Genomic DNA, 20,569 nt, shown 5'->3' on the forward strand with positions numbered 1-20,569 from the left:
TGATCGAGGGACAGTCTTTTTTCATGACCGACAGCTTCCGCCGCAGCGGCGAGTACCCCCAGGGCGACGACCACGGGTCCGCGTACCCCGAGCAGCAGTCGCATCCCTCCTCCCCCGCGAACCCCGAGTGGCCTCCACCGCCGGCGTACGACCCGGCCGCGCCGGTCCACGTCGAGCCGGGCACCACCGTGTGGCCGGGCTCCGGTCACGGTGGCGGCGGGAACGGCGGCCACGGCGCCGGCCCGTACGCCGGTTACCCCGAGCCCGACCCCGTCGGCTCCACCGCGGTGTTCGCCACCGCGGCCCCCGGCCATCCGGAACCCCCCGCGACCCCCACCACCAGGCGGCGCGCCAAGGGTCCGTTCGCCCTGCTCGCCGCCGTGGCCATCGTCGCCGCGGCGATCGGCGGCGGCACCGCGTACGCCTTCCAGGAGCTGACCGGCAACGACACCGTCGCCTCCAGCAGCACCAGCACCAACGTGGTGCCCACCAGCCAGCGAGGCACGGTCTCCGGCGTCGCCAAAGCGGTCAGCCCGAGCATCGTCGAGATCGGCGCGACCTCGAACGCGGGCTCGTCCACCGGCTCGGGCGTGATCATCACGACCGGCGGCGAGATCGTCACCAACAACCACGTCGTCTCGGGAGCCTCCGAGATCAAGGTCCAGCTGAACGACGGCAAGTCGTACGCCGCGAAGGTCGTTGGCACCGACAGCAAGAAGGACCTCGCGCTGATCAAGCTGGAGAACGCGCCGTCCGGTCTGAAGCCGGCCACGCTCGGCGACTCCGCCGGCGTCCAGGTCGGTGACCAGGTCGTCGCGATCGGCTCCCCCGAGGGTCTGACCGGCACCGTCACCAGCGGCATCGTCTCCGCCCTCGACCGTGACGTGACCGTCTCCACCGACGAGAGCCAGGGCCAGCAGCAACAGCAGGGCGGCGGCAGCGGCCAGTGGCCGTTCGAGTTCGGCGGCCGCCAGTTCAACGGCGACACCGGCTCCTCCACCACGACGTACAAGGCCCTGCAGACCGACGCCTCGCTCAACCCGGGCAACTCCGGCGGCGCCCTCATCGACATGAACGGCAACATCGTCGGCATCAACTCCGCGATGTACTCGGCCGCTTCGGACTCCTCCTCGTCCTCGTCGAGCGCGGGCAGCGTCGGCCTCGGCTTCGCCATCCCGATCAACACCGTCAAGTCCGACCTGGCCGCACTGCGGGCCGGCGGCTCCGACAGCTGACCCGGAGGTCGCCATGACGATCAAGCGCGTCCCGCACACCGCAGCCGCCGACGACCCGGCCGAACTCGGCCTCGCCCTGGCGGTCGCCCGCGAGCTGCACCCGCCCGCCCAGCGCGCCCCGGAACTGGCCCCCGCCGTCTCGCGGCCCGCACCGCACCGGACCTCCGGCCACCGCCGTACCGTACGAAGCTGATCCATTCCGGGACAGCCAGGAACGTGCGAGGCTGAAAGCACCCGATCACGACCCAACCCACCCGAGGAACCCGACGCCCATGAGCTCCGCCGAAGGCGACCGTGACACCCAGCGCATCCTGATCGTCGACGACGAGCCGGCCGTGCGCGACGCACTCAAGCGCAGCCTCGCCTTCGAGGGGTACGACACCGAGGTCGCGGTCGACGGCGCGGACGCCCTGGAGAAGGCGACGGCCTACCAGCCCGACCTGGTCGTCCTCGACATCCAGATGCCCCGCATGGACGGCCTCACCGCGGCACGCCGGATGCGCGGCGCGGGCACGACCACGCCGATCCTCATGCTGACGGCCCGTGACACGGTCGGTGACCGTGTCACGGGGCTGGACGCCGGGGCGGACGACTACCTCGTCAAGCCCTTCGAGCTCGACGAACTCTTCGCCCGGATCCGGGCGTTGCTGCGCCGCAGCTCGTACGCGGCGTCGGCGGGCGCCGACGTCGAGGACGACGCGCTCACCTTCGGCGACCTGCGCATGGACCTGTCGACGCGCGAGGTCACCCGGGCGGGGCGCCCGGTGGAGCTCACCCGCACCGAGTTCACCCTGCTGGAGATGTTCCTGGCCCACCCGCGCCAGGTCCTCACCCGCGAGCAGATCCTGAAGGCCGTCTGGGGCTTCGACTTCGAGCCTTCGTCGAACTCCCTCGACGTCTACGTCATGTACCTGCGCCGCAAGACGGAAGCGGGCGGCGAGCCGCGCCTGGTCCACACGGTGCGGGGCGTGGGGTACGTACTGCGGTCCGGTGGCGCGGAGTGATGCGCAGATTCAGGTCGCTGCCCATCCGGGCCCGGCTGTCCCTCCTGGTCGCCGCGGCCGTGGCGTTCGGCGTGGCAACGGTCTCGGTCACCTGCTGGTTCATCGTGCAGGGGAAGCTGTACGAGCAGGTCGACAACGATCTGCAGAGGGGCATGAGAGCCCCGCCGGGCGCGATCGTCAACGCCCTCAACTACTGCTCCGCGACCCCGGACAACACTGTTCCCCCCTTCCGGAACAACTACGTCCAGGTGGTCAAGGAGAACGGAACCGCCTGCGTCGTCGACAACTCCATCGGCAAGGTCAAGGTGACCCTGTCCGACAGGACGGCTATCAAGAACGGCGAACTCAACAAGTCCTACTTCCGTGACGGCACCGACGAAGACGGCAACGCGGTGCGTGTGATGCTTCGGCCGCTGACCACCACCACCGATGGACAGCCCGGCCCCAACGTGGGCCTCATGATCGCCGCCTCGCTGAAGAGCACCCAGTCCACGCTGAACGACCTGGCCCTGGTCCTGCTTCTCGTCTCCGGCATCGGAGTGGTCGGCGCCGGAGCCGTGGGCCTCTGGGTCGCCCGCGCCGGGCTTCGCCCGGTCGACGAGCTCACCGAAGCCGTGGAGCACGTCGCCCGTACCGAGGACCTCACCATCCGCATCCCCGTGGACGAGGAGAGCGACGACGAGATCGCCCGGCTCTCCCGTTCCTTCAACTCGATGACCGCCTCCCTCGCGAGCTCCCGCGAGCTGCAGCAGCAGCTCATCGCCGACGCCGGGCACGAGCTGCGGACGCCGCTCACCTCCCTGCGTACGAACATCGAGCTCCTCACCCGCAGCGAGGAGATCGGCCGTCCGATCCCCCCGGCGGACCGCAAGGCGCTGCTCGCCTCGGTGACGGCGCAGATGACCGAGCTGGCGGCGTTGATCGGCGACCTGCAGACGCTGTCGCGGTCGGACGCGGGACACCCGGCCGACCGGGTGGAGGTCGTGGCACTCCAGGACACCGTGGAAGCGGCCCTGCGCAGGGCCCGGCTGCGCGGACCGGAGCTGACGATCACGGCCGATCTGGAACCCTGGTTCGTCCGGGCGGAGCCCTCCGCGCTGGAGCGGGCGATCGTGAACATCCTCGACAACGCGGTGAAGTTCAGCCCCGAAGGCGGCACGGTCGACGTCCGGCTGAAGGACGGCGAACTGACCGTGCGCGACCACGGCCCCGGCATCCCCACCGACGAACTCCCGCACGTCTTCGACCGCTTCTGGCGTTCCCCTGACGCGCGGGCCCTGCCGGGCTCGGGCCTCGGCCTGTCCATCGTGGCCCGCACGGTCCAGCAGGCCGGCGGCGAGGTGTCGCTGCACCCCGCAAAGGGCGGCGGCACGATCGCGGCCGTACGGCTTCCGGGGGCTCCGACGGCCCCGCCCGACATGCCCTGACCCGCTCTCCGGCGCGAGCGAGCCCCCACCCGGCAGCGGGTGAGGGCTCGCTCGTCATCGGCGTTCCGACCGGGCCGCTCCGGCCCGGCGGACGAGCGCCGGACCGGTCGACGGTTCCGGCTACTTCACGATCGTGATCCGGTCCGCCGCCGGGACCGGGTACGGCGTCGCGGCCGAGGAGTTGGCCGTCAGGTAGGCGCCCAGGGCCGCCAGGTCGTCGCCGCCGACACGGACGTTCGTTCCCTTGCCGAGTTCCGCGAAGCCGTCGCCGCCGCCCGCGAGGAAGGAGTTCATCGCGACACGGTAGGTGGCCGCCGGGTCGATCGCCGTGCCGTTGAGCCTGACCGAATCGGCGACGACACGCGCCGCGCCGGTCTTGGTCAGGTCGAGCGTGTAGGTGAGGCCCTTGGAGATCTGGAGGATCTTCGGAGCGGCCTCGTTGGCGCCGCTGACCTGCTGCTGAAGCGCGGTGATCACCTGGGCGCCGGTGAGGTCGACCAGGTTGACGGTGTTGGCGAACGGCTGGACCGTGTACGCCTCGCCGTAGGTCACCACCCCGTCGCCCTCACCGCTGGTCGCCGCGTAGGTGAGTCCGGCGCGGATGCCGCCCGGGTTCATCACCGCGAGGTCGGCTTCCTGGTCGACCGACTTGGCGTACGCGAGCTGTGCGTCGGCGATCAGGTCGCCGGCCGGGGACTCGGTGCCGGCGTTGCCGATGTCGCCCGCGATGTAGCCGATGGAGCGCGAGGCGACCGGCGCGGAGAGCGCCTTCCACCTGGTGATCAGCGCCGTCATGTCGGCGGCCTTCGCGACATCACGCGTGACCACGTGGTTCGCGGACTTCACCGCCGTACGGGCGATGTCGCCGGTCCAACGGTCGTACGTCAGCGTCGTGTCCGTGTAGAGCCGGCCGAAGGAGGAGGCCGAGGTGACCATGCGGGGCTTGCCCGCCGGGTCCGGGATGGTACACGCGTACGCCTGGTGGGTGTGGCCGGTGACCAGCGCGTCCACGGCCGGCGTGACGTTCTTGGCGATGTCGACGATCGGCCCGGAGATGCCGTCACCGGCGCCGGGGCTGTCGCAGTCGTAGTTGTACGCCGTCGACGCGGGCGCCCCTCCTTCGTGGATCAGCGCGACGATCGACTTCACTCCCTGGCGCTGGAGCTCCTTGGCGTACTTGTTGATCGTCTCGACCTCGTCGCCGAACTTCAGGCCCTTGACGCCCTCGGCGGAGACGATGTTCGGCGTGCCCTCCAGCGTGACGCCGATGAAGCCGATCTTGACGCCGTTCTTCTTCCACACCCAGTAGGGCTTGAGGATCGGCTTCCCGGTCTTCTCGTCGGTGACGTTCGCCGCGAGGTAGGGGAAGTCGGCGCCGGTGAACTTCTTGCCGCCGTTGCAGCCGTCGGTCGGGTGGCAGCCGCCCTTCTGGAGCCGGGCCAGCTCCTTGGCACCCTCGTCGAACTCGTGGTTGCCGACCGAAGTGACATCGAGGTCGAGGCCGTTGAGCGCCTCGATCGTCGGCTCGTCGTGGAAGAGGCCGGAGATCAGCGGGGAGGCGCCGACCATGTCACCGGCGGCCGCCGTGATCGAGTACTTGTTGCCCTTGCGGGCGTTGCGCAGATGCGTGGCCAGGTATTCGACACCACCCGCGTCGATGGTCTTCGTGGTGCCGTCCGCCTCCAGCTCCGTGACCCGGCCCGAGGAACCGGTCGGCGGCTCCAGATTGCCGTGCAGGTCGTTGAAGGACAGCAGCTGGACGTCCTGGTAGCGGCCGCTGCCGTGGTGGTGCAGCGGTGTCGCCTTGTCCTGGTGCGCGCTCGCGGGCATCGCCGCGGCCAGCGCACCGACGGTGGCGAGACCGGCGGCGGCCGCGAGGAGGCGATGAGTGCGTCTGTACCGGATCGTGGGCGGCATGGTTCCCCCTGGAGAACGGTGAGATGCGAAAGCGGTGTGCCGTACGTGTGCCGAGCGGGCGGTGCGTTCTGTCCAAGCTGCCGGGACCCCGCCGCCGGCGTGCGCCTTGCGGGAACCGCGGGTGGTGCGTGCTGTGCTGACTGCCGGGCCCGGCACGTGATGCGAGCCGTGCGGGCCCCTCCGGTCCTACGTACTGTGCAAACCGTGCGCGAGCTGAGTGACAGCCGCTGCTTTGCACGCACTTTAGAATCAACGCGCGTAGCGCAAAAGGGGGTTCATGGTTACGGACTGATTGCCATCACCTCACCGGGAACTGACATCCATGTCACCACCACCCCCTCGGGCATCCCGTCCTGGCCTCCGCCACGATCCATGTCCACGTCGCTCAACTCCTTGTCCCCCACCACCGAGCCGTACCCTCGTATCCATGACCAGCGACGACGTGGCACCCTTCGCCCTCTCCCGCTCCATCGAGACCTACTCCGTGCTCTCCGAGGATCAGGCCGAGGACGTGCTCCGGCTGCTCTCGGAGGCCGCTCGGGCCGATGGTCAGCAGGCGGTGTCCGAGCAGGGGCGGCTTCAGCTGAAGGGCGGGAACCGCGAGGGCGTCCGGCATCTGCTGCTGACCCTCGGCGACGAACTGATCGGCTACGCACAGCTGGAGGACACCGACCCGGTCGAGGCTCCGGCCGCCGAGCTGGTCGTCCACCCCGCGCACCGGGGGCACGGGCACGGACGGGCGCTCGGCTCGGCCATGCTCAATGAGTCCGGGAAACGGCTGCGGGTGTGGGCGCACGGCGGGCACTCCGCCGCCCGGCATCTCGCACAGGTCCTCGGCCTCACCCTCTTCCGCGAACTGCGCCAGATGCGCCGCCCGTTGGAGAACCTCGACCTGCCCGAGCCGAAGCTCCCGGAAGGAGTGACCGTCCGGACCTTCGTACCGGGCCAGGACGACGCCGCCTGGCTCGCCGTGAACGCCGCCGCCTTCGCCCACCACCCCGAGCAGGGCTCCCTCACCCAGCGCGACCTGGACGACCGGACCGCCGAGCCGTGGTTCGACCCGGCCGGCTTCTTCCTCGCCTTCCGCGGCGACGAACTCGTCGGCTTCCACTGGACCAAGGTCCACGCCGAGGAGGGGCTGGGCGAGGTGTACGTCCTCGGTGTGCGCCCCGGCGCCCAGGGCGGCGGTCTCGGCAAGGCGCTGACCACGATCGGACTGCGCCACCTCGCCGCGCAGGCCCTGCCCACCGCGATGCTCTACGTCGACGCCGACAACAAGGCGGCGGTCACGGTCTACGAGCGTCTCGGCTTCGTCACCCACGAGACGGACCTGATGTACCGAACGGAGTCCTGACCGCCCGGTGCGCCAGCGCCATTCCAGGGGCTGAAGTCAGCGCTGGGCCAGGAGGGTTGTCCTGCGCCGCCGCAGGGGTTCGGCCAGGGAGAGGGCTCCCACCAGCGCGGCCACGACCAGGACACCCGCCCATCGCCGGTGCGCGTCGTCCCAGTGCGGGTCGGACGGTCCGACGAAGAGCTCCCAGCGTTCGGGGAGCAGCAGCGCGGCGCCGAAGAACGCGCCCAGGATTCCGGCGGATATCGCGATCCCCGGCTCGCCGGCGTCCGAGTGCCGCACGGCGACGAGCGCGGAGGCCAGCGCGACCACCATGACGGCGGCTGCCTCCAGGGTGATCGCGCCCACCGGGGGCCGACCCTTGGCGGGTTCGAGGAACAGCGCGGCCGTCCAGCACGCCGCCATGGACGGCACGACGAGCGCCAGCCGCAGCCCGGTCCGCACCGGGCGCCTGACCGGCACCGTGGCCGTGGTGTGCCGGGCCGGATCGTCTAGCAGGAACGCCAGCCCCAGGGCGAAGGCGAGGGCGGAGGCCCGCAACAGGTTCAGATACAGCCATGGGTCCGGTGGACCGGAGACCGTCCGAGAGGCGGCGGCCGGCAGCAGTCCGAGGACGACGCCTGTCATCAGGGCCCATCGCGGCAGACTGCGCCAGACAGGGCGGAGCAGGGCGCGGGCCACGATGTGCGTGGGAGGGGGCCCGTCGGCTTCCGCGGACGGGCTCGCAGAAGTCTCTCCCAGCGTCTTCGCTACTCCTCGCATGAGCCACTCCCCGAGTCCGCCGCCGTCGCCTTGCCGTCGGCCGGCACGCCGAGCAGCTCGGCCACCCGTGCCGTGGACGTCTTCGCGGACGTCAGCTCCGTCCAGTGGGCCTTCACCTTGGCGGCGACGCTGTAGTGCGGCTTCTGAAGCAACTCGCGCACCACGGTGGTCTGTTGAGCGGACATGGAGACGGGGTTCGTGGGGGCCAGCGCGATGGCGGAGCCCTCGATGCTGTCGTCGAGCCGGACGTCGCGGAGGGACTTGATCGGGTCCGGCTGGGTGCTCAGTGCCAGCCACATCGTGGTCACCACGCGGGCGTCGCACCTCTTGCCTGCGGCGTCCTCGTTGCCCGTGACCAGGACCGAGGCGACGCCGACGGCGAACTCGGGAAGGCGGTTGCCGCCCCAGCGCGTGCCGACCGTCACGGTGCCCGGCGTGGTGGAGGGGGCGATGGCGGCATCGCTCTGAAGGCCGTAGCGGGCGTCGATCCGCTGGCGCACGGTCAGCCGCTCGCCCCCGGCCGAACCGCCCGCGCGGGACTGGACGCGGTCGACGGCGTCGGCCCAGTCGGCGATGCGGCCCGTCCACTCCGGGAAGGCGCAGTACGTGGACCGTCCGTGCTGGACGCAGGTCTGCACCTTCTCCGGGGTCACGGACGCCTTGGTGCGGGCCGCGATCAGCGAGGCTGGCTCGCCGGGGGACTGTCCGGCCACGCCGACGGCCGTCGCGGCGAGGGCGACCGCGGCCACCGACTTGACCAGCCAGGTCCGGCCCCCGCTGATCAGCACGGCAAGGCAGAGCAGCAGGACCGCGAGGCCCATCAGATAGAGCGCGTGCCAGGCGGCCGGGCGGCCCAGCAGTTCGGAGGGGAAGGGGTCGGCGCCCTCTTCCACGACGACCGGTCCGAGCCAGCTCACCCAGTGCTTTCCCTGGGTGGCCGCGGAGACCAGGGTGGTGAGGACGAACGCGCCGATCACGAAGGGCGGGGCGACGAACCCGACTGGTATCACCCGGGCGAGCAGGACGCCGAGGACACCGGCCAGCAGGACCATCAGCGGGCCCACGACCAGTTCGGCGGGTGAGCCGTGACCGACGGCGCCCGGCTTCAGTGCCGCCCAGGTGTACTGGAAGCCGACGACGAGCGCCGTGATCGCGCCGAGGGGCAGGACGGACAGCGCGTGCGCCACCGTACGCCGCCAGTGCTCCATGGGCAGGATGTCGAAGTGCTGGTCGGTGGACTGCCTGCGGGACCGCAGCACGGCGCGGTTGACGCAGATGAACACGGCGACGGCCAGCAGCATGGGGGTCGGCTGGGTGGCCCTGTCGGCGTCCTGGAGGACCGGGAAGTCGTCCATGCCGTCGCCCCCGATGAACAACCTCCAGCCCGCGTATCCGACGTACACCGCGAGGAAGACCAGGACCGGGATCTGGAGCAGCAGTTCGCGTGCTTCGAAGCGGGCGAGGGCCAGGATCGCGGCGGCCCGGGATTCCGTGCCCCGGGCAGGCGGCTCCACCCCCGTGGGAGCCGCCTGCGGGATCGTGCCCGTGATGGCGCTCATGCCGCCACCTCCGCGGTCTCACCGTCGAGAGTGAGCAAGTAGCCGTCCTCCAGTGTTGGTTCGAGAAGGTCGGCGCCCTCGGGCGGGTCGCCGACATTGCGGAAGGCGCCCGTGCCCGTACGCCATCCGGCTCGGGCGGCCGGATCGCGCTCCGTGCTGCTCCACACCCGGCCCGCCGCTCGATCGGTCAGCTCGGCCGGGGTGCCCTCGAAGCGGATACGGCCGCCGGCCATGACGATCACCCGATGGCAGAGCATCGCGACGTCCTCGGTCTGGTGAGTGGAGAGCAGGACGGTGCGTCCTTCTCCCGCTTGGGCGATCAGCTCCCGGAAGCGCATGCGCTGTTCGGGGTCGAGGCCGACGGTAGGCTCGTCGAGGACGAGGAAGCCGGGGTCGCCGACGAGTGCGGCGGCCAGCGCGACCCGCTGGCGCATACCGCCCGACAGCCGCTTGATGCGCTTGCCGCGCACGTCGGACAGGTCGACGGCCTCCAGCACCCGGCGCACCTCGCGATGGCGGGCGGTGCGGTCCGTCAGCTCCTTGAGGATCGCCACGTAGTCGACGAACTCGAAGGCCGAGAAGTCCTGGTGGAACCCGGGGGTCTGCGGCAGGTAGCCCAGCGCGCGCCGCACGTCCAGGCGTCCGGCGGTGGTGCCCGGGTCGTGCCCGAGGACCGTGAAGGAGCCCCGGTCGGCGGGCACGGCGGTGGCGAGCACCCGCAACAGGGTGGTCTTTCCTGCGCCGTTGGGCCCGAGGAGTCCGGTGACTCCCTCTGCCAGGCGGACGGAGACGTCGTCGAGCGCGCGCGTCCCGCCGAAGCGGAGGGTCAGGCCTGAGGCGGAGACGGTGGGGATCATGCGGCATTCCTGTCGGTGAAGTCGGTGAGCGGGAGGTGTGACACGTCGAACCGGTCCCGCGCGAGATAGAGGAGTCCGGCGGCCAGTACCGCGACGGCCCCGGAGACGCCCTGCCCGGCCGCCGTGAACGGGGCGAGCGTGGCGTCGGACTCCGTGGTCGCCCGTGCCACGGTCAGCAGGGCGATCCAGCCGCCGCCGACCAGGGAGGGAGCGAGGACGGGACCGAGCCGGGAGGTGAGCGCGAGTCCGGTCGCGGTGAGGGCGAGGGCGGGCAGCAGCCAGGCCAGGGCACGCAGTCCGTAGGAAGGCAGGGCGAGGGTCGCGAGGCCGTTGACCCCCAGGCCCACGGTGAGTACCGCGACGGTGCGGATCATCAGGAGCCGGAAGCCGTGCAGGGGGGAGACGACCGCCATCTCGTACGTCGGGTCGAGCGCCGGACCGTAGGACACGGCGACCCCGGCGAGCGGGAGCAACGGCGCGAGGGCCAGGAAGAGGGTGGGCATGGCCCCGGCCCGCACCGCGTTGGCCGCGGCCACGGTCATGACCAGGAGGGCGACGATCGCGCCCAGCCAGGAGCGGCGCAGGGCGGGGGCGGCGGTCAGCAGCCGTGCCGTGTGGTCGGCGACGCCCAGCCGGACGAGCAGCCACTCGACCGGGCCCGGCCGCGGGGCGTCGAGCTCGGCGTCGAGCCGCTCCCACCCGGCGTCGAGTGCGACCGGGTCACTGAGCGCGGCCAGCGTCTCCCGGCACCTCGCGCACGCGGCGAGGTGGGTGTCGGCGGACCACAAGCGGGGCGGTGTCAACTCGCCCTGCGTATAGGCCAGAAGGTCCTCCTGCGGAACATGCCAGGTCGTACGGCTGCCACCGCTCATGTCGTTGCCATCGCTTGTGCGACGGTCGTCGCTCATGCCAACGCCTCCCGCAACTGCTTGCGCGCACGAAGTGCCCGCGTCTTGACCGTGCCCGGCGGAATACCGAGCAGGACGGCCGCTTCCCTGGTGCTGAGCCCGTCGATCACCGTGGCCTGGAGAACCGCCCGGAGTTCGGGCGAGAGTCTGGTCAGCGCGCCCGCCAGGTCGCCGTGTTCGACGCCTGCCAGCACGCGCTCCTCCGCCGAGGCCTCGTCGCGGTGTCTGAGCCGGGCCAGCGCGTGCCGGAGCCGGCCGCGCGCGCCGTCGCCGCGCATCGTGTCGACGAGGCGCCGCGAGCCGATGCGCCAGAGCCAGCCGGCCGGGTCGCCCTCCTCGCGGTAGCGGGCGGTGCCGCGCCAGACCGCGAGGAAGGTCTCCTGGACTACGTCGTCGACGATCCCGGCGTCGGCGCACCGGCCGCGCAGCCGCGCGGTCAGCCATGGCGCGTACCGCCGGTACAGCTCTTCGAAGGCGCGACGGTCCCCGTCCGCTGCGATGGCCCGCAGCAGCTCTCCGTCGCTTCTCGTTTCCCTCACATCCCCTCATCGGACGAGCCCCGCCGATCGGTTCACACATCGGCCAAAGAATTTCCGAACACCCTTGCGTGCCTGGCGGGCGGCCTGATCCCGGCCGGATCCACCGCTCGCTCAACACCGCCCGCACGTCCCGAACTTGACGACGACCCCTCTCTTGCACCACCCTTTCACTACTCAATTAGTGAAAGGGTGGTTGTCCGAGTGGTCGCGTACCGCATCGACCGGCGCAGCGGCGTCGCCACCTACGTCCAGATCGTCCAGCAGACGAAGCAGGCACTGCGCCTCGGCCTCCTCGAACCGGGCGACAAGCTCCCCACGGCCCGCGAGGTCGTGGAAGCCACCGCCATCAATCCGAACACCGTCCTGAAGGCCTACCGCGAGCTGGAGCGCGAGGGCCTGGTCGAGGCCAGGCGCGGTCTCGGCACGTTCGTCCGCAGAACGCTCGGCGCCGCCCCGGCGGACTCGCCCCTGCGCGAAGAGCTCGACGTCTGGGTGCGAAACGCCCGTACGGCGGGCCTCGACCGCGAGGACGTGGCCGCTCTGTTCGGCTCCGTACTGGACGCACACTTCCCGAAGGGGGACCAGTGAGTTCCACCAGCACCACCCGATCCACCGTCGCCGTCGAGGCGCACGGTCTCACCGTGCGCTACGGCCGACGCTCCACCGCGGCTCTGGACGACTGCTCCTTCCGCCTCACGGCCGGCCGGGTCAGCGCCCTCGTCGGCCCCAACGGCGCGGGCAAGTCGACGCTGCTGGCGACGGTGGCCGGACTGCTGCGGCCCACGGCCGGCACACTCACCGTGCTCGGCACCAGCCCGGCCGAGGCACGCGAGCGCATCGCCTACCTCTCCCAGAACAAGCCCTTGCACCCCCAGCTCACGATCGCCGAGACACTGCGTCTGGGCGCCGAACTCAACCCGGCCCGCTGGGACGCCGCGTACGCTGCCGCGATCGTGGAGCAGGGCTCGCTCGACCCCGGGACCCGGGTCAGGGGGCTGTCCGGCGGCCAGCGGACCCGCGTGGCACTCGCCCTGGCGCTGGGCAAGCGGCCCGACCTGATGCTGCTGGACGAGCCGATGGCCGACCTGGACCCACTGGCCCGCCACGAACTACTGGGCACGCTGATGGCGGACGCCGCCGAACGCGGGACCACGGTGCTGATGTCCTCGCACATCGTCGCCGAACTCGCCGACGCCTGCGACCATCTGCTGCTCCTGGGCGGCGGACGCATCCGGCTCGGCGGCGGCCTGGACGACCTGCTCCTCGCGCACACCCTGGTGACCGGCCGCGGCACCCCCGCCGACCTCGCCCCGCACCTGGTCGTCGAGTCCCGCGCCGCCGGCCGCGGTCTCACCGCCCTGATACGCAACGACGGTCCGGTGGACGACCGTTGGCAGGCCGAGCGGCCGTCCCTGGAGGAACTGGTCCTCGCCCATCTGCGCTCCCCCTCCGCCCCGGCGCTGCTCGCGCCCGGCACGACCGCGACCCCCGAGACGGTGACCCGATGAGCGCCAGCACCCTGACGTCCCCCCTGCGCCGCGCCCTGCCCGGCCCCCGCGGCCTGGTCTGGACGGTCCTGCGGCTGCACCGCACCGCCCTGTGGATCTGGACCGGTTTCGTGGTGCTCGCCGCCGGTCTGCTGCTGTGGCTGTACGGCCCCGGAGCAGCCCACACGCAGCATCTGCTCGACACCTTCGGCTACGCGGGCGTGCAGGAGGACGCCTGGACCGCCGGTACCATCGGCTCCCCCTTTTCCGGCGCCTACAACGACCTCTTCTACGACCCGGCCTCCCTGCTGAACATCGCCTCGTTCGCCGTCGCCGTCTTCGCCGGCGGCTCGCTGATCGCCCGTGAGCTGGAGAACGGCACCGCCCGGCTGGCCTGGACCCAGTCCGTCACCCCGGCCCGCTGGCTCGCCGCCAAACTGGCGGTGCCCGCGCTGTTCATCACCGTGGGCACAGGTCTGCTGGTCGCGCTGTACCGGATGCTGTGGTCCGCCCACAGCAACCTCCTGCTGGCCGGTATCGGACCGCGCGCGCTGTACTTCTCCGTCGGCCCGGCCACCGTCGCGGCACCACTCCTCGGTCTGGCGGTCGGTGTTCTCGCCGGTCTCGTGCTGCGCCGCACCCTGCCCGCCCTCGCCGTCGCCGGTATCGCGCAGAGCGCGGTCATCGCGTTCCGCGCCAACTCCTGGCCTTTCCAGGGCAGTTACCAACAGCCCGAGCTGTCCGTCCGAAGCCGGGCAATCACCTCCACGGGCGCGCGGATCCCCGACCCGGGCTGCTACGAGAGCCGCGCGTGTCTCGCCCGGCACGATGTCGTCGGCTTCACCCGCGAGTACCTCCCCTCCCCCGACTACTGGCCCCGCCAGCTCCTGGAGACCGGCGTCCTGCTGGCCGCCGCCGCGATCCTCGTCGCCGTCGCCTTCGGCGTCCTGAGGAGGACGTCCACCTCATGAGCGCCCCGACCACCCCGCACCGCGCGTCCGGTCTGACCTGGAGCGTGCTGCGGCTGCACCGCACGGCCCTGTACGCCTGGGGTGCCGCCCTGCTCACCGCCGCGGCGGTCCTGACCTGGATGCACGTCATCGGCCCCGACGCCCGCGCGGCCGTCGGCAACTGCGGCTCGCCGGGCGCCGTTGCGGCGGACTGCGCGCGCCTCCAGGCGGCCACCGTGGACGAGATCCACACGCATGGCCTCGACCTGGCCGCCATCGGCGTCACGTACCTGCTGTACCCGGTCGCGGCCTGGGCTGCTGCCGCCCTGATCGGCCGCGAACTGGAGAGCGGCACCGCGCAGCTGGCCTGGACCCAGTCCGTCACCCCGGTGCGCTGGCTGGCCGCCAAGCTCGCCGTACCGGCGGTCCTGCTCGCCGCGGGCACCACCCTGGCGGTCCTGCTCGGCGTCTGGGCACGCCGCGACGAGGACGGGAGCCTGATCGGCGGCTGGTTCAACACCAACGTCTTCATCTCCACCGGCCCGGTCGCCGTCGCGTACGCCCTCGCCGGTCTCGCCCTCGGCGCGCTCGCGGGCCTGGCCCTGCGCAGGGCCCTGCCCGCCGCCGGAGCCGCCGTCGCCGCGGCATTCGTCCTGCACAGCGTGCTGGACCAGTTCCGGATGAGCCTGTGGCCCGCCGTGACGGTCACCGGGCAGGCGGCCCGCCATCTCCCGAGCGGCGCCCTGGCACTCGCACACGGTGCGGAGCCGAGTGCCGACGGCCGGTCCGGCCTCTGGGCCACCTATCAGCCCGAGTCGCACTTCTGGCCCCTCCAGCTGGTGGAGAGCGGCCTGCTGCTGGCCGTCGCGGGGCTCGCGACCGCCGCCGCCTTCGCCCTGCTGCGCCGCCGCACTCCGTAACCCGCGGTATCCCCAGCGGGCAGGCACCTCCCGAGGGCGGGTGTGTACACGGCTCCCGGACGTGCAGACGTCCGGGAGCCTCCCCCAGATAGCCCGCACGTCATGTCGCCGTAACCATCGATTCAGGTGACCTTGCGACGCTCAGGGAATGCAGCCTGCCGTGCCCGAGCCTTCTCCCCCGCCGGAGAACGAGTCCTCACCGTCTACGGGGAGTGAGCGTACGCCAGCCATGCGGAACGGGAATTTCCGCATCGGCGCTCTGGTGCCCGCCCTCTCCGACGCGCCGGTCTCGCCCTCGGCACGGAAGAATGGGTCCATGAACCAGCGAAGCGCCCAGGCACCCGTGCAGCACCCGCAGCCCTCCGTCGGCTCCATCGCCGCGCATCGTCCGCACACCGTCGCGGCCAACGTCTCCGACCTGGAGCCAGACCTCGACGCCGACCTCGACGAGTACGAGGACACGGTGCAGGACGGGATCACGCTGCCGCAAGGCCGGTTCCTGGACCGTGAGCGCAGCTGGCTGGCGTTCAACGAGCGCGTTCTGGAACTCGCGGAGGACCCGAACACGCCCCTTCTGGAGCGCGCGAACTTCCTGGCGATCTTCGCCAGCAACCTGGACGAGTTCTTCATGGTCCGGGTGGCCGGCCTGAAGCGCCGCATCGCCACCGGGGTCGCCACCAAGTCCGCGTCGGGCCTGCAGCCCCGCGAGGTCCTGGAGATGATCTGGGCCCGCTCCCGGGAACTCATGGCCCGGCACGCCGCCTGCTACCAGGAGGACGTCGCCCCCGCGCTCGCGGAGGAGGGCATCCACCTGGTCCGCTGGAGCGAGCTGACCGAGAAGGAACAGGCCCGCCTGTTCACTCTCTTCCGGCACCAGATCTTCCCGGTCCTGACCCCGCTGGCGGTCGACCCCGCGCACCCCTTCCCGTACATCTCCGGCCTGTCCCTGAACCTCGCCGTGGTCGTACGGAACCCGGTCAGCGGCCACCGCCACTTCGCGCGTGTCAAGGTCCCGCCGCTGCTCTCCCGCTTCCTGGAGGCCTCCCCGAACCGCTACGTCCCCATCGAGGATGTGATCGCGGCTCATCTGGAGGAGCTCTTCCCTGGCATGGAGGTGTTGGAGCACCACACCTTCCGGCTCACCCGGAACGAGGACCTGGAGGTCGAGGAGGACGACGCCGAGAACCTGCTCCAGGCTCTGGAGAAGGAGCTCATGCGGCGCCGCTTCGGGCCGCCGGTGCGCCTGGAGGTCGAGGAGTCCATCGACCGCTACGTCCTCGATCTCCTCGTACGCGAACTGAAGATCTCCGAGGCCGAGGTGTACCCGCTGCCGGGCCCCCTGGACCTCACCGGCCTCTTCGGCATCGGCGCGCTGGACCGGCCCGAGCTGAAGTACGCCAAGTTCATCGCGGGCACCCACCGCGATCTCGCGGAGGTCGAGTCGGCGTCCCCGCCCGACATCTTCGCCGCCCTGCGCGAGCGCGACGTCCTGCTGCACCACCCGTACGACTCGTTCTCCACCTCGGTGCAGGCCTTCCTGGAACAGGCCGCGGCCGACCCGGACGTGCTCGCCATCAAGCAGACGCTCTACCGGACCTCCGGCGACTCGCCGATCGTCGACGCGCTGATAGACGCGGCCGAGTCCGGCAAGCAGGTCCTCGTCCTGGTCGAGATCAAGGCCCGCTTCGACGAGCAGGCGAACATCAAGTGGGCCCGCAAGCTGGAGGAGTCCGGCTGCCACGTGGTGTACGGCCTCGTCGGGCTGAAGACCCACTGCAAGCTGTCGCTCGTGGTCCGGCAGGAGGGCGACACCCTGCGCCGCTACTCCCACGTCGGCACCGGCAACTACCACCCGAAGACCGCCCGGCTGTACGAGGACCTCGGACTGCTCACCGCCGACCCGCAGGTCGGCGCGGACCTCTCCGACCTCTTCAACCGGCTCTCGGGCTACTCGCGCCGCGAGACCTACCGCCGTCTGCTCGTCGCACCCAAGTCCCTGCGCGACGGCCTGATCGCGCGGATCAACAAGGAAGTCCAGCACCACAACGCCGGGCGTCCGGCCTTCGTCCGCATCAAGGTCAACTCGATGGTGGACGAGGCGCTCATCGACTCGCTGTACCGCGCGTCCCAGGCCGGCGTGCCGGTCGACATATGGGTGCGCGGAATCTGCGCCGTCCGCCCCGGCGTCACGGGCCTGTCCGACAACATACGGGTCCGCTCCGTCCTCGGCCGCTTCCTGGAACACTCCCGGGTCTTCACCTTCGGCAACGGCGGCGAACCCGAGGTGTGGATCGGCAGCGCCGACATGATGCACCGCAACCTCGACCGACGGATCGAGGCCCTGGTCAGGGTCACCGACCCGGCTCACCGGGCAGCCCTGAACCGGCTGCTGGAGACCGGCATGTCCGACACCACGGCCTCCTGGCACCTCGGCCCCGACGGCGAGTGGATCCGCCACGCGACCGACGCGGAGGGCCAGCCCCTGCGGAACGTCCAGGAGATGCTCATAGACGCCCGGAGGCGCCGGCGTGGCACAGCAGCACCTTGATCCCCCCACCAGCTCCGTGGCCGGGACGGCCCCCAGGGCCCCGGCCCCCCTCGACGAGGGAGGTGCCCCGATCGGTGACGCCCTCGCGGGCTATCTGCGGGCCCAGGCCACGGAGTTCCTCCGCTCGCTGCGCCAGCACCGGGAGACCGGTGCCGCGGCGAGCGGTGCCGGGGAGTCCGGCGACGCGGCGCGTTCCCTGCGCCGCTCCGCCCGCCGCATCAGCGGCAGCCTGCACACCTTCCGGCCGCTGCTCGACGCGGACTGGTCGGAGGGGATGCGCCCCGAACTGGCCTGGCTGTCGGGCACCTTGGCGCGCGAGCACGCCTATGCCGCACGCCTGGAGCGACTGCTCGGCGCGCTGAACCGGCTGTCGGGCACGGCCGTGGTGCCCGCCCAGGCCGGACGGGCACCGGCCGCGGCCCCCAGGACGGGCAATCTGACGGTCGGCGCCGCGAAGGCGGGGGCCCTCCTCGACCGCCAGCTGACGCTCGCCCGGACCCGCGCCCACTCGGCGGCCCTCCAGGCGCTCGGTTCCTCCCGCTTCCACGCGGTCGCCGACAGCGTCGCCGTCCTCGCCAGCGAGGTCCCGCTGGCCCCGGCCGCGAACACGACCGACCTGCGCCCGCTGGCCGCCGCCGCCCAGGACCGGCTGACCGACGCCGTCACCGCGCTGCCGCTGGTCGTGGCGGGCCTCCCCTACAACGCGGAGGCCCTCGTGCACGGCCTCTCCGCCGACACCGCTCCCCAGCCGCAGGACGCGCCATGGCACCAGGTCCGGCTGCTGCTGCGGCTGCACCGCTACGCCAGTGAGGCGCTGCACCAGGGGGAGTGCCCCGTCGACGTACGCCTGCTCGGCGCGGGCAAGGCGCTCAACCGGCACCGGGACGCGGCGGAGGCGGCGTCCGCCGCGGCGTCGGCGGCACGCACCCCGCGCATCGCCCCGGCCACGGCGTACGCGCTCGGTGTGCTGCACGCCGACCAGCGGCACGAGGTGGAGGCGGCGCGGTTCGCCTTCCAGCAGGCCTGGCAGAAGGAAGCCGTACGCACCCCTTGAGGGAGGCCCCATGGCCGACGACACCATCCAAGCGGCGGGCTGCGTCCTGTGGCGCCGCTCCCCGGTCGACTCCGCACTGGAGATCTGCCTCGTCCACCGGCCCAAGTACGACGACTGGTCGCACCCGAAGGGCAAGCTGAAGCGCGGCGAGGGATTCCTGACCGGCGCGCTGCGCGAGGTGGAGGAGGAGACGGGTTACGACGCCGTCCCCGGCGCCGTCCTCCCCACGCTCCGCTATCTCGTCGCCGACCGCGTCAAAGAGGTCCGCTACTGGGCGGCCGAGGCGGCCGACGGCCGCTTCGCCCCGAACGACGAGGTCGACCGCGTCCTGTGGCTCTCCCCCACCGCCGCCCGCCACCGCCTCACCCAGCCCCGCGACCGCGATCTGGTGGACGCGCTGCTGGACGCGCTGCGGCTCGCCTGACGTGTTCCCCTGAGGAGGAGGGCGCCGCCCCGGCATCCGGAGCGGCGCCTCGCCCGTACGGGACGACCTGGTGGAGCGGGTGCCCGCCGCCCGGAGAGGGCCGGGAGCCCCGCGCCGGGCACTCACCGTAACGAGCGCGACCTTCGCTGGTGCTCATGAGGAAATCGAGGCGAATGAGGTATGACGGGAACATGGGTACCGCGCAACACCTACGCACCGTCCGATTACCTGGAGTTTCCCTTTTGGCCCCCTCGGCCGGGACACGGCCGTGTCCTCGACGTGAGCGTTCCGTGACCTCACCGCACCGCCGTCAGGGGTTCACCCTCCGTTCACTTACGGCCTTCGGCGCCTTCACCTGATCTGCCTAATTTCGGCCTTACACGGTGCGAAGGACGCCCCAGGGCGAACCCTTCCCATCGCTACGGACCGCATTACGCAGACATCGCACGCCGCCACTCAGACGGCGGCTCCTGGAAGGAACTCCCGAAGTGAAGCTTCAGCGCATGAACCGGCGTGCCCTCACCCTCGGTGCTCTCGCCGTCTCCGGCGCCCTGGCCCTCACGGCGTGCGGCTCTGACGACACCGGCACCAAGTCCAACGGTGGCGGCAGCTCGGCCTCGGCCAGCAACACCGGCTCCATCAAGTGCGACAACGCCAAGGGACAGCTGCAGGCCTCCGGCTCCTCCGCGCAGAAGAACGCGATCGACGCCTGGGTGAAGGCCTACACGGCCGCCTGCAAGGACGTTCAGATCAACTACAACCCGACGGGTTCGGGCGCCGGCGTCACGGCGTTCACCCAGGGTCAGACCGCTTTCGCCGGTTCGGACTCCGCCCTCAAGCCCGAAGACGCCGCGGCCGCCAAGAAGGCCTGTGGCGGCAACGCCGCGATCGACCTGCCCATGGTCGGTGGCCCCATCGCGGTCGGCTTCAACGTCCCCGGTGTCGACAACCTGGTCCTGGACGCCTCGACGATCGCCAAGATCTTCGACGGCAAGATCAAGACGTGGGACGACGCGGCCATCAAGAAGCTGAACCCCTCCGCGACGCTCCCCAGCACCAAGATCCAGGCGTTCCACCGCTCGGACGAGTCCGGCACCACGGACAACTTCACCAAGTACCTCATTGCCACCGCCCCGGCGGACTGGAAGTACTCCGGCGGCAAGGCGTGGCAGGCGCAGGGCGGCCAGTCCGCCCAGGGCTCGGCCGGCCTCGCCCAGCAGGTGAAGCAGACCCCCGGCGCGATCTCGTACTTCGAGCTCTCCTACGCCGCTGACGGCATCAAGGCCGTCGACCTCAAGACGGACGCCGCCACCCCGGTCAAGGCCACCGTCGAGAACGCCACCAAGGCGATCTCCACCGCCAAGGTCGTCGGCACCGGCAACGACCTGGCCCTGAAGCTCAACTACAAGCCGACCGCCGAGGGCGCCTACCCGCTCACGCTGGTCACCTACGAGATCCTCTGCGAGAAGGGCAACAAGGCCGACACCCTGGCCGCCACCAAGTCCTTCCTGACCTACATCGCGAGCGAGGACGGCCAGAACCAGCTGACCGCCGCCCAGTACGCCCCGATCCCCGCCGAGATCATCACCAAGGTTCGTTCCACCATCTCGAACCTGGGCTGATCCGA

General features: G+C 71.4%; 19 protein-coding genes. 13 read left to right on the forward strand and 6 right to left on the reverse strand.

Annotation, left to right across the window (positions count from 1 at the left end; genetic code table 11):
- The first annotated feature begins 23 nt into the window (after positions 1-23).
- From N4G66_RS01795 to N4G66_RS01810, 4 genes are all read left to right on the forward strand, one after another.
- A complete protein-coding gene (locus N4G66_RS01795; protein ID WP_261702090.1) occupies positions 24-1,235 on the forward strand; it encodes a S1C family serine protease in 1,212 nt (403 codons plus the stop codon).
- A gap of 13 nt (positions 1,236-1,248) precedes the next feature.
- Positions 1,249-1,428: a hypothetical protein gene (locus N4G66_RS01800; RefSeq protein ID WP_261702091.1), complete on the forward strand. Its 180-nt coding sequence runs from the start codon at positions 1,249-1,251 to the stop codon at positions 1,426-1,428.
- A gap of 79 nt (positions 1,429-1,507) precedes the next feature.
- Entirely contained in the window at positions 1,508-2,239 is a 732-nt protein-coding gene (locus N4G66_RS01805; RefSeq protein ID WP_261702092.1) for a response regulator transcription factor, read from the forward strand.
- Positions 2,239-3,666 (forward strand): HAMP domain-containing sensor histidine kinase, encoded by a 1,428-nt coding sequence (locus N4G66_RS01810; RefSeq protein WP_261702093.1) that lies wholly within the window; start codon positions 2,239-2,241, stop codon positions 3,664-3,666. Before N4G66_RS01805 ends, N4G66_RS01810 begins: the two co-directional genes overlap by 1 nt.
- 120 nt (positions 3,667-3,786) lie before the next feature.
- Here the strand turns inward: N4G66_RS01810 and N4G66_RS01815 are convergent, their stop codons facing one another.
- Positions 3,787-5,583 carry a bifunctional metallophosphatase/5'-nucleotidase gene (locus tag N4G66_RS01815; protein ID WP_261702094.1) on the reverse strand — a complete coding sequence of 599 codons (1,797 nt, stop codon included), beginning with the start codon at positions 5,581-5,583 and terminating at the stop codon, positions 3,787-3,789.
- 427 nt (positions 5,584-6,010) lie between these two features.
- Here N4G66_RS01815 and mshD point away from each other — a divergent pair, with 427 nt between their 5' ends.
- Positions 6,011-6,937 (forward strand): mycothiol synthase, encoded by a 927-nt coding sequence (gene mshD, locus N4G66_RS01820; RefSeq protein WP_261702095.1) that lies wholly within the window; start codon positions 6,011-6,013, stop codon positions 6,935-6,937.
- Positions 6,938-6,973: 36 nt separating this feature from the next.
- On the opposite strand, the gene N4G66_RS01825 is transcribed toward mshD, so the two are convergent.
- Genes N4G66_RS01825 through N4G66_RS01845 form a run of 5 tightly spaced genes read right to left on the reverse strand, consistent with a single transcriptional unit; the run spans position 6,974 to position 11,559 of the window.
- Complete coding sequence (locus N4G66_RS01825) at positions 6,974-7,696, reverse strand: ABC transporter (protein ID WP_261702096.1); 723 nt, start codon at positions 7,694-7,696, stop codon at positions 6,974-6,976.
- A complete protein-coding gene (locus tag N4G66_RS01830; protein WP_261702097.1) occupies positions 7,684-9,255 on the reverse strand; it encodes an ABC transporter permease in 1,572 nt (523 codons plus the stop codon). Before N4G66_RS01830 ends, N4G66_RS01825 begins: the two co-directional genes overlap by 13 nt.
- Positions 9,252-10,112 (reverse strand): ABC transporter ATP-binding protein, encoded by an 861-nt coding sequence (locus tag N4G66_RS01835; protein ID WP_261702098.1) that lies wholly within the window; start codon positions 10,110-10,112, stop codon positions 9,252-9,254. Before N4G66_RS01835 ends, N4G66_RS01830 begins: the two co-directional genes overlap by 4 nt.
- Complete coding sequence (locus N4G66_RS01840) at positions 10,109-10,984, reverse strand: zf-HC2 domain-containing protein (protein ID WP_261702148.1); 876 nt, start codon at positions 10,982-10,984, stop codon at positions 10,109-10,111. The genes N4G66_RS01835 and N4G66_RS01840 overlap by 4 nt, the downstream gene beginning before the upstream one ends.
- A 32-nt stretch (positions 10,985-11,016) precedes the next feature.
- Positions 11,017-11,559: an RNA polymerase sigma factor gene (locus N4G66_RS01845; RefSeq protein WP_261702099.1), complete on the reverse strand. Its 543-nt coding sequence runs from the start codon at positions 11,557-11,559 to the stop codon at positions 11,017-11,019.
- 201 nt (positions 11,560-11,760) lie between these two features.
- On the opposite strand from N4G66_RS01845, the gene N4G66_RS01850 reads away from it, so the two are divergent.
- From N4G66_RS01850 to pstS, 8 genes are all read left to right on the forward strand, one after another.
- A complete protein-coding gene (locus N4G66_RS01850) occupies positions 11,761-12,147 on the forward strand; it encodes a GntR family transcriptional regulator (protein WP_261702149.1) in 387 nt (128 codons plus the stop codon).
- Entirely contained in the window at positions 12,144-13,067 is a 924-nt protein-coding gene (locus N4G66_RS01855) for an ABC transporter ATP-binding protein (protein WP_261702100.1), read from the forward strand. The genes N4G66_RS01850 and N4G66_RS01855 overlap by 4 nt, the downstream gene beginning before the upstream one ends.
- Positions 13,064-14,017 (forward strand): hypothetical protein, encoded by a 954-nt coding sequence (locus tag N4G66_RS01860; protein WP_261702101.1) that lies wholly within the window; start codon positions 13,064-13,066, stop codon positions 14,015-14,017. Before N4G66_RS01855 ends, N4G66_RS01860 begins: the two co-directional genes overlap by 4 nt.
- Entirely contained in the window at positions 14,014-14,916 is a 903-nt protein-coding gene (locus N4G66_RS01865; protein ID WP_261702102.1) for a hypothetical protein, read from the forward strand. Before N4G66_RS01860 ends, N4G66_RS01865 begins: the two co-directional genes overlap by 4 nt.
- 316 nt (positions 14,917-15,232) lie before the next feature.
- On the forward strand, positions 15,233-17,464 hold the full coding sequence (locus tag N4G66_RS01870) for an RNA degradosome polyphosphate kinase (RefSeq protein ID WP_261702103.1): 2,232 nt from the start codon (positions 15,233-15,235) through the stop codon (positions 17,462-17,464).
- The gene (locus N4G66_RS01875; RefSeq protein ID WP_391858733.1) at positions 17,445-18,518 is read left to right on the forward strand and encodes a CHAD domain-containing protein; all 1,074 of its coding nucleotides are present in this window, start codon (positions 17,445-17,447) and stop codon (positions 18,516-18,518) included. The genes N4G66_RS01870 and N4G66_RS01875 overlap by 20 nt, the downstream gene beginning before the upstream one ends.
- 10 nt (positions 18,519-18,528) lie before the next feature.
- Positions 18,529-18,942, forward strand: coding sequence for an NUDIX hydrolase (locus tag N4G66_RS01880; protein ID WP_261702104.1), 414 nt, complete (start codon positions 18,529-18,531; stop codon positions 18,940-18,942).
- Between the two features lie 488 nt (positions 18,943-19,430).
- Positions 19,431-20,564: a phosphate ABC transporter substrate-binding protein PstS gene (pstS, locus tag N4G66_RS01885; RefSeq protein ID WP_261702105.1), complete on the forward strand. Its 1,134-nt coding sequence runs from the start codon at positions 19,431-19,433 to the stop codon at positions 20,562-20,564.
- Positions 20,565-20,569: the final 5 nt, after the last annotated feature.

The organism is Streptomyces rhizosphaerihabitans, from assembly GCF_025399795.1.
GTDB lineage: Bacteria > Actinomycetota > Actinomycetes > Streptomycetales > Streptomycetaceae > Streptomyces > Streptomyces rhizosphaerihabitans.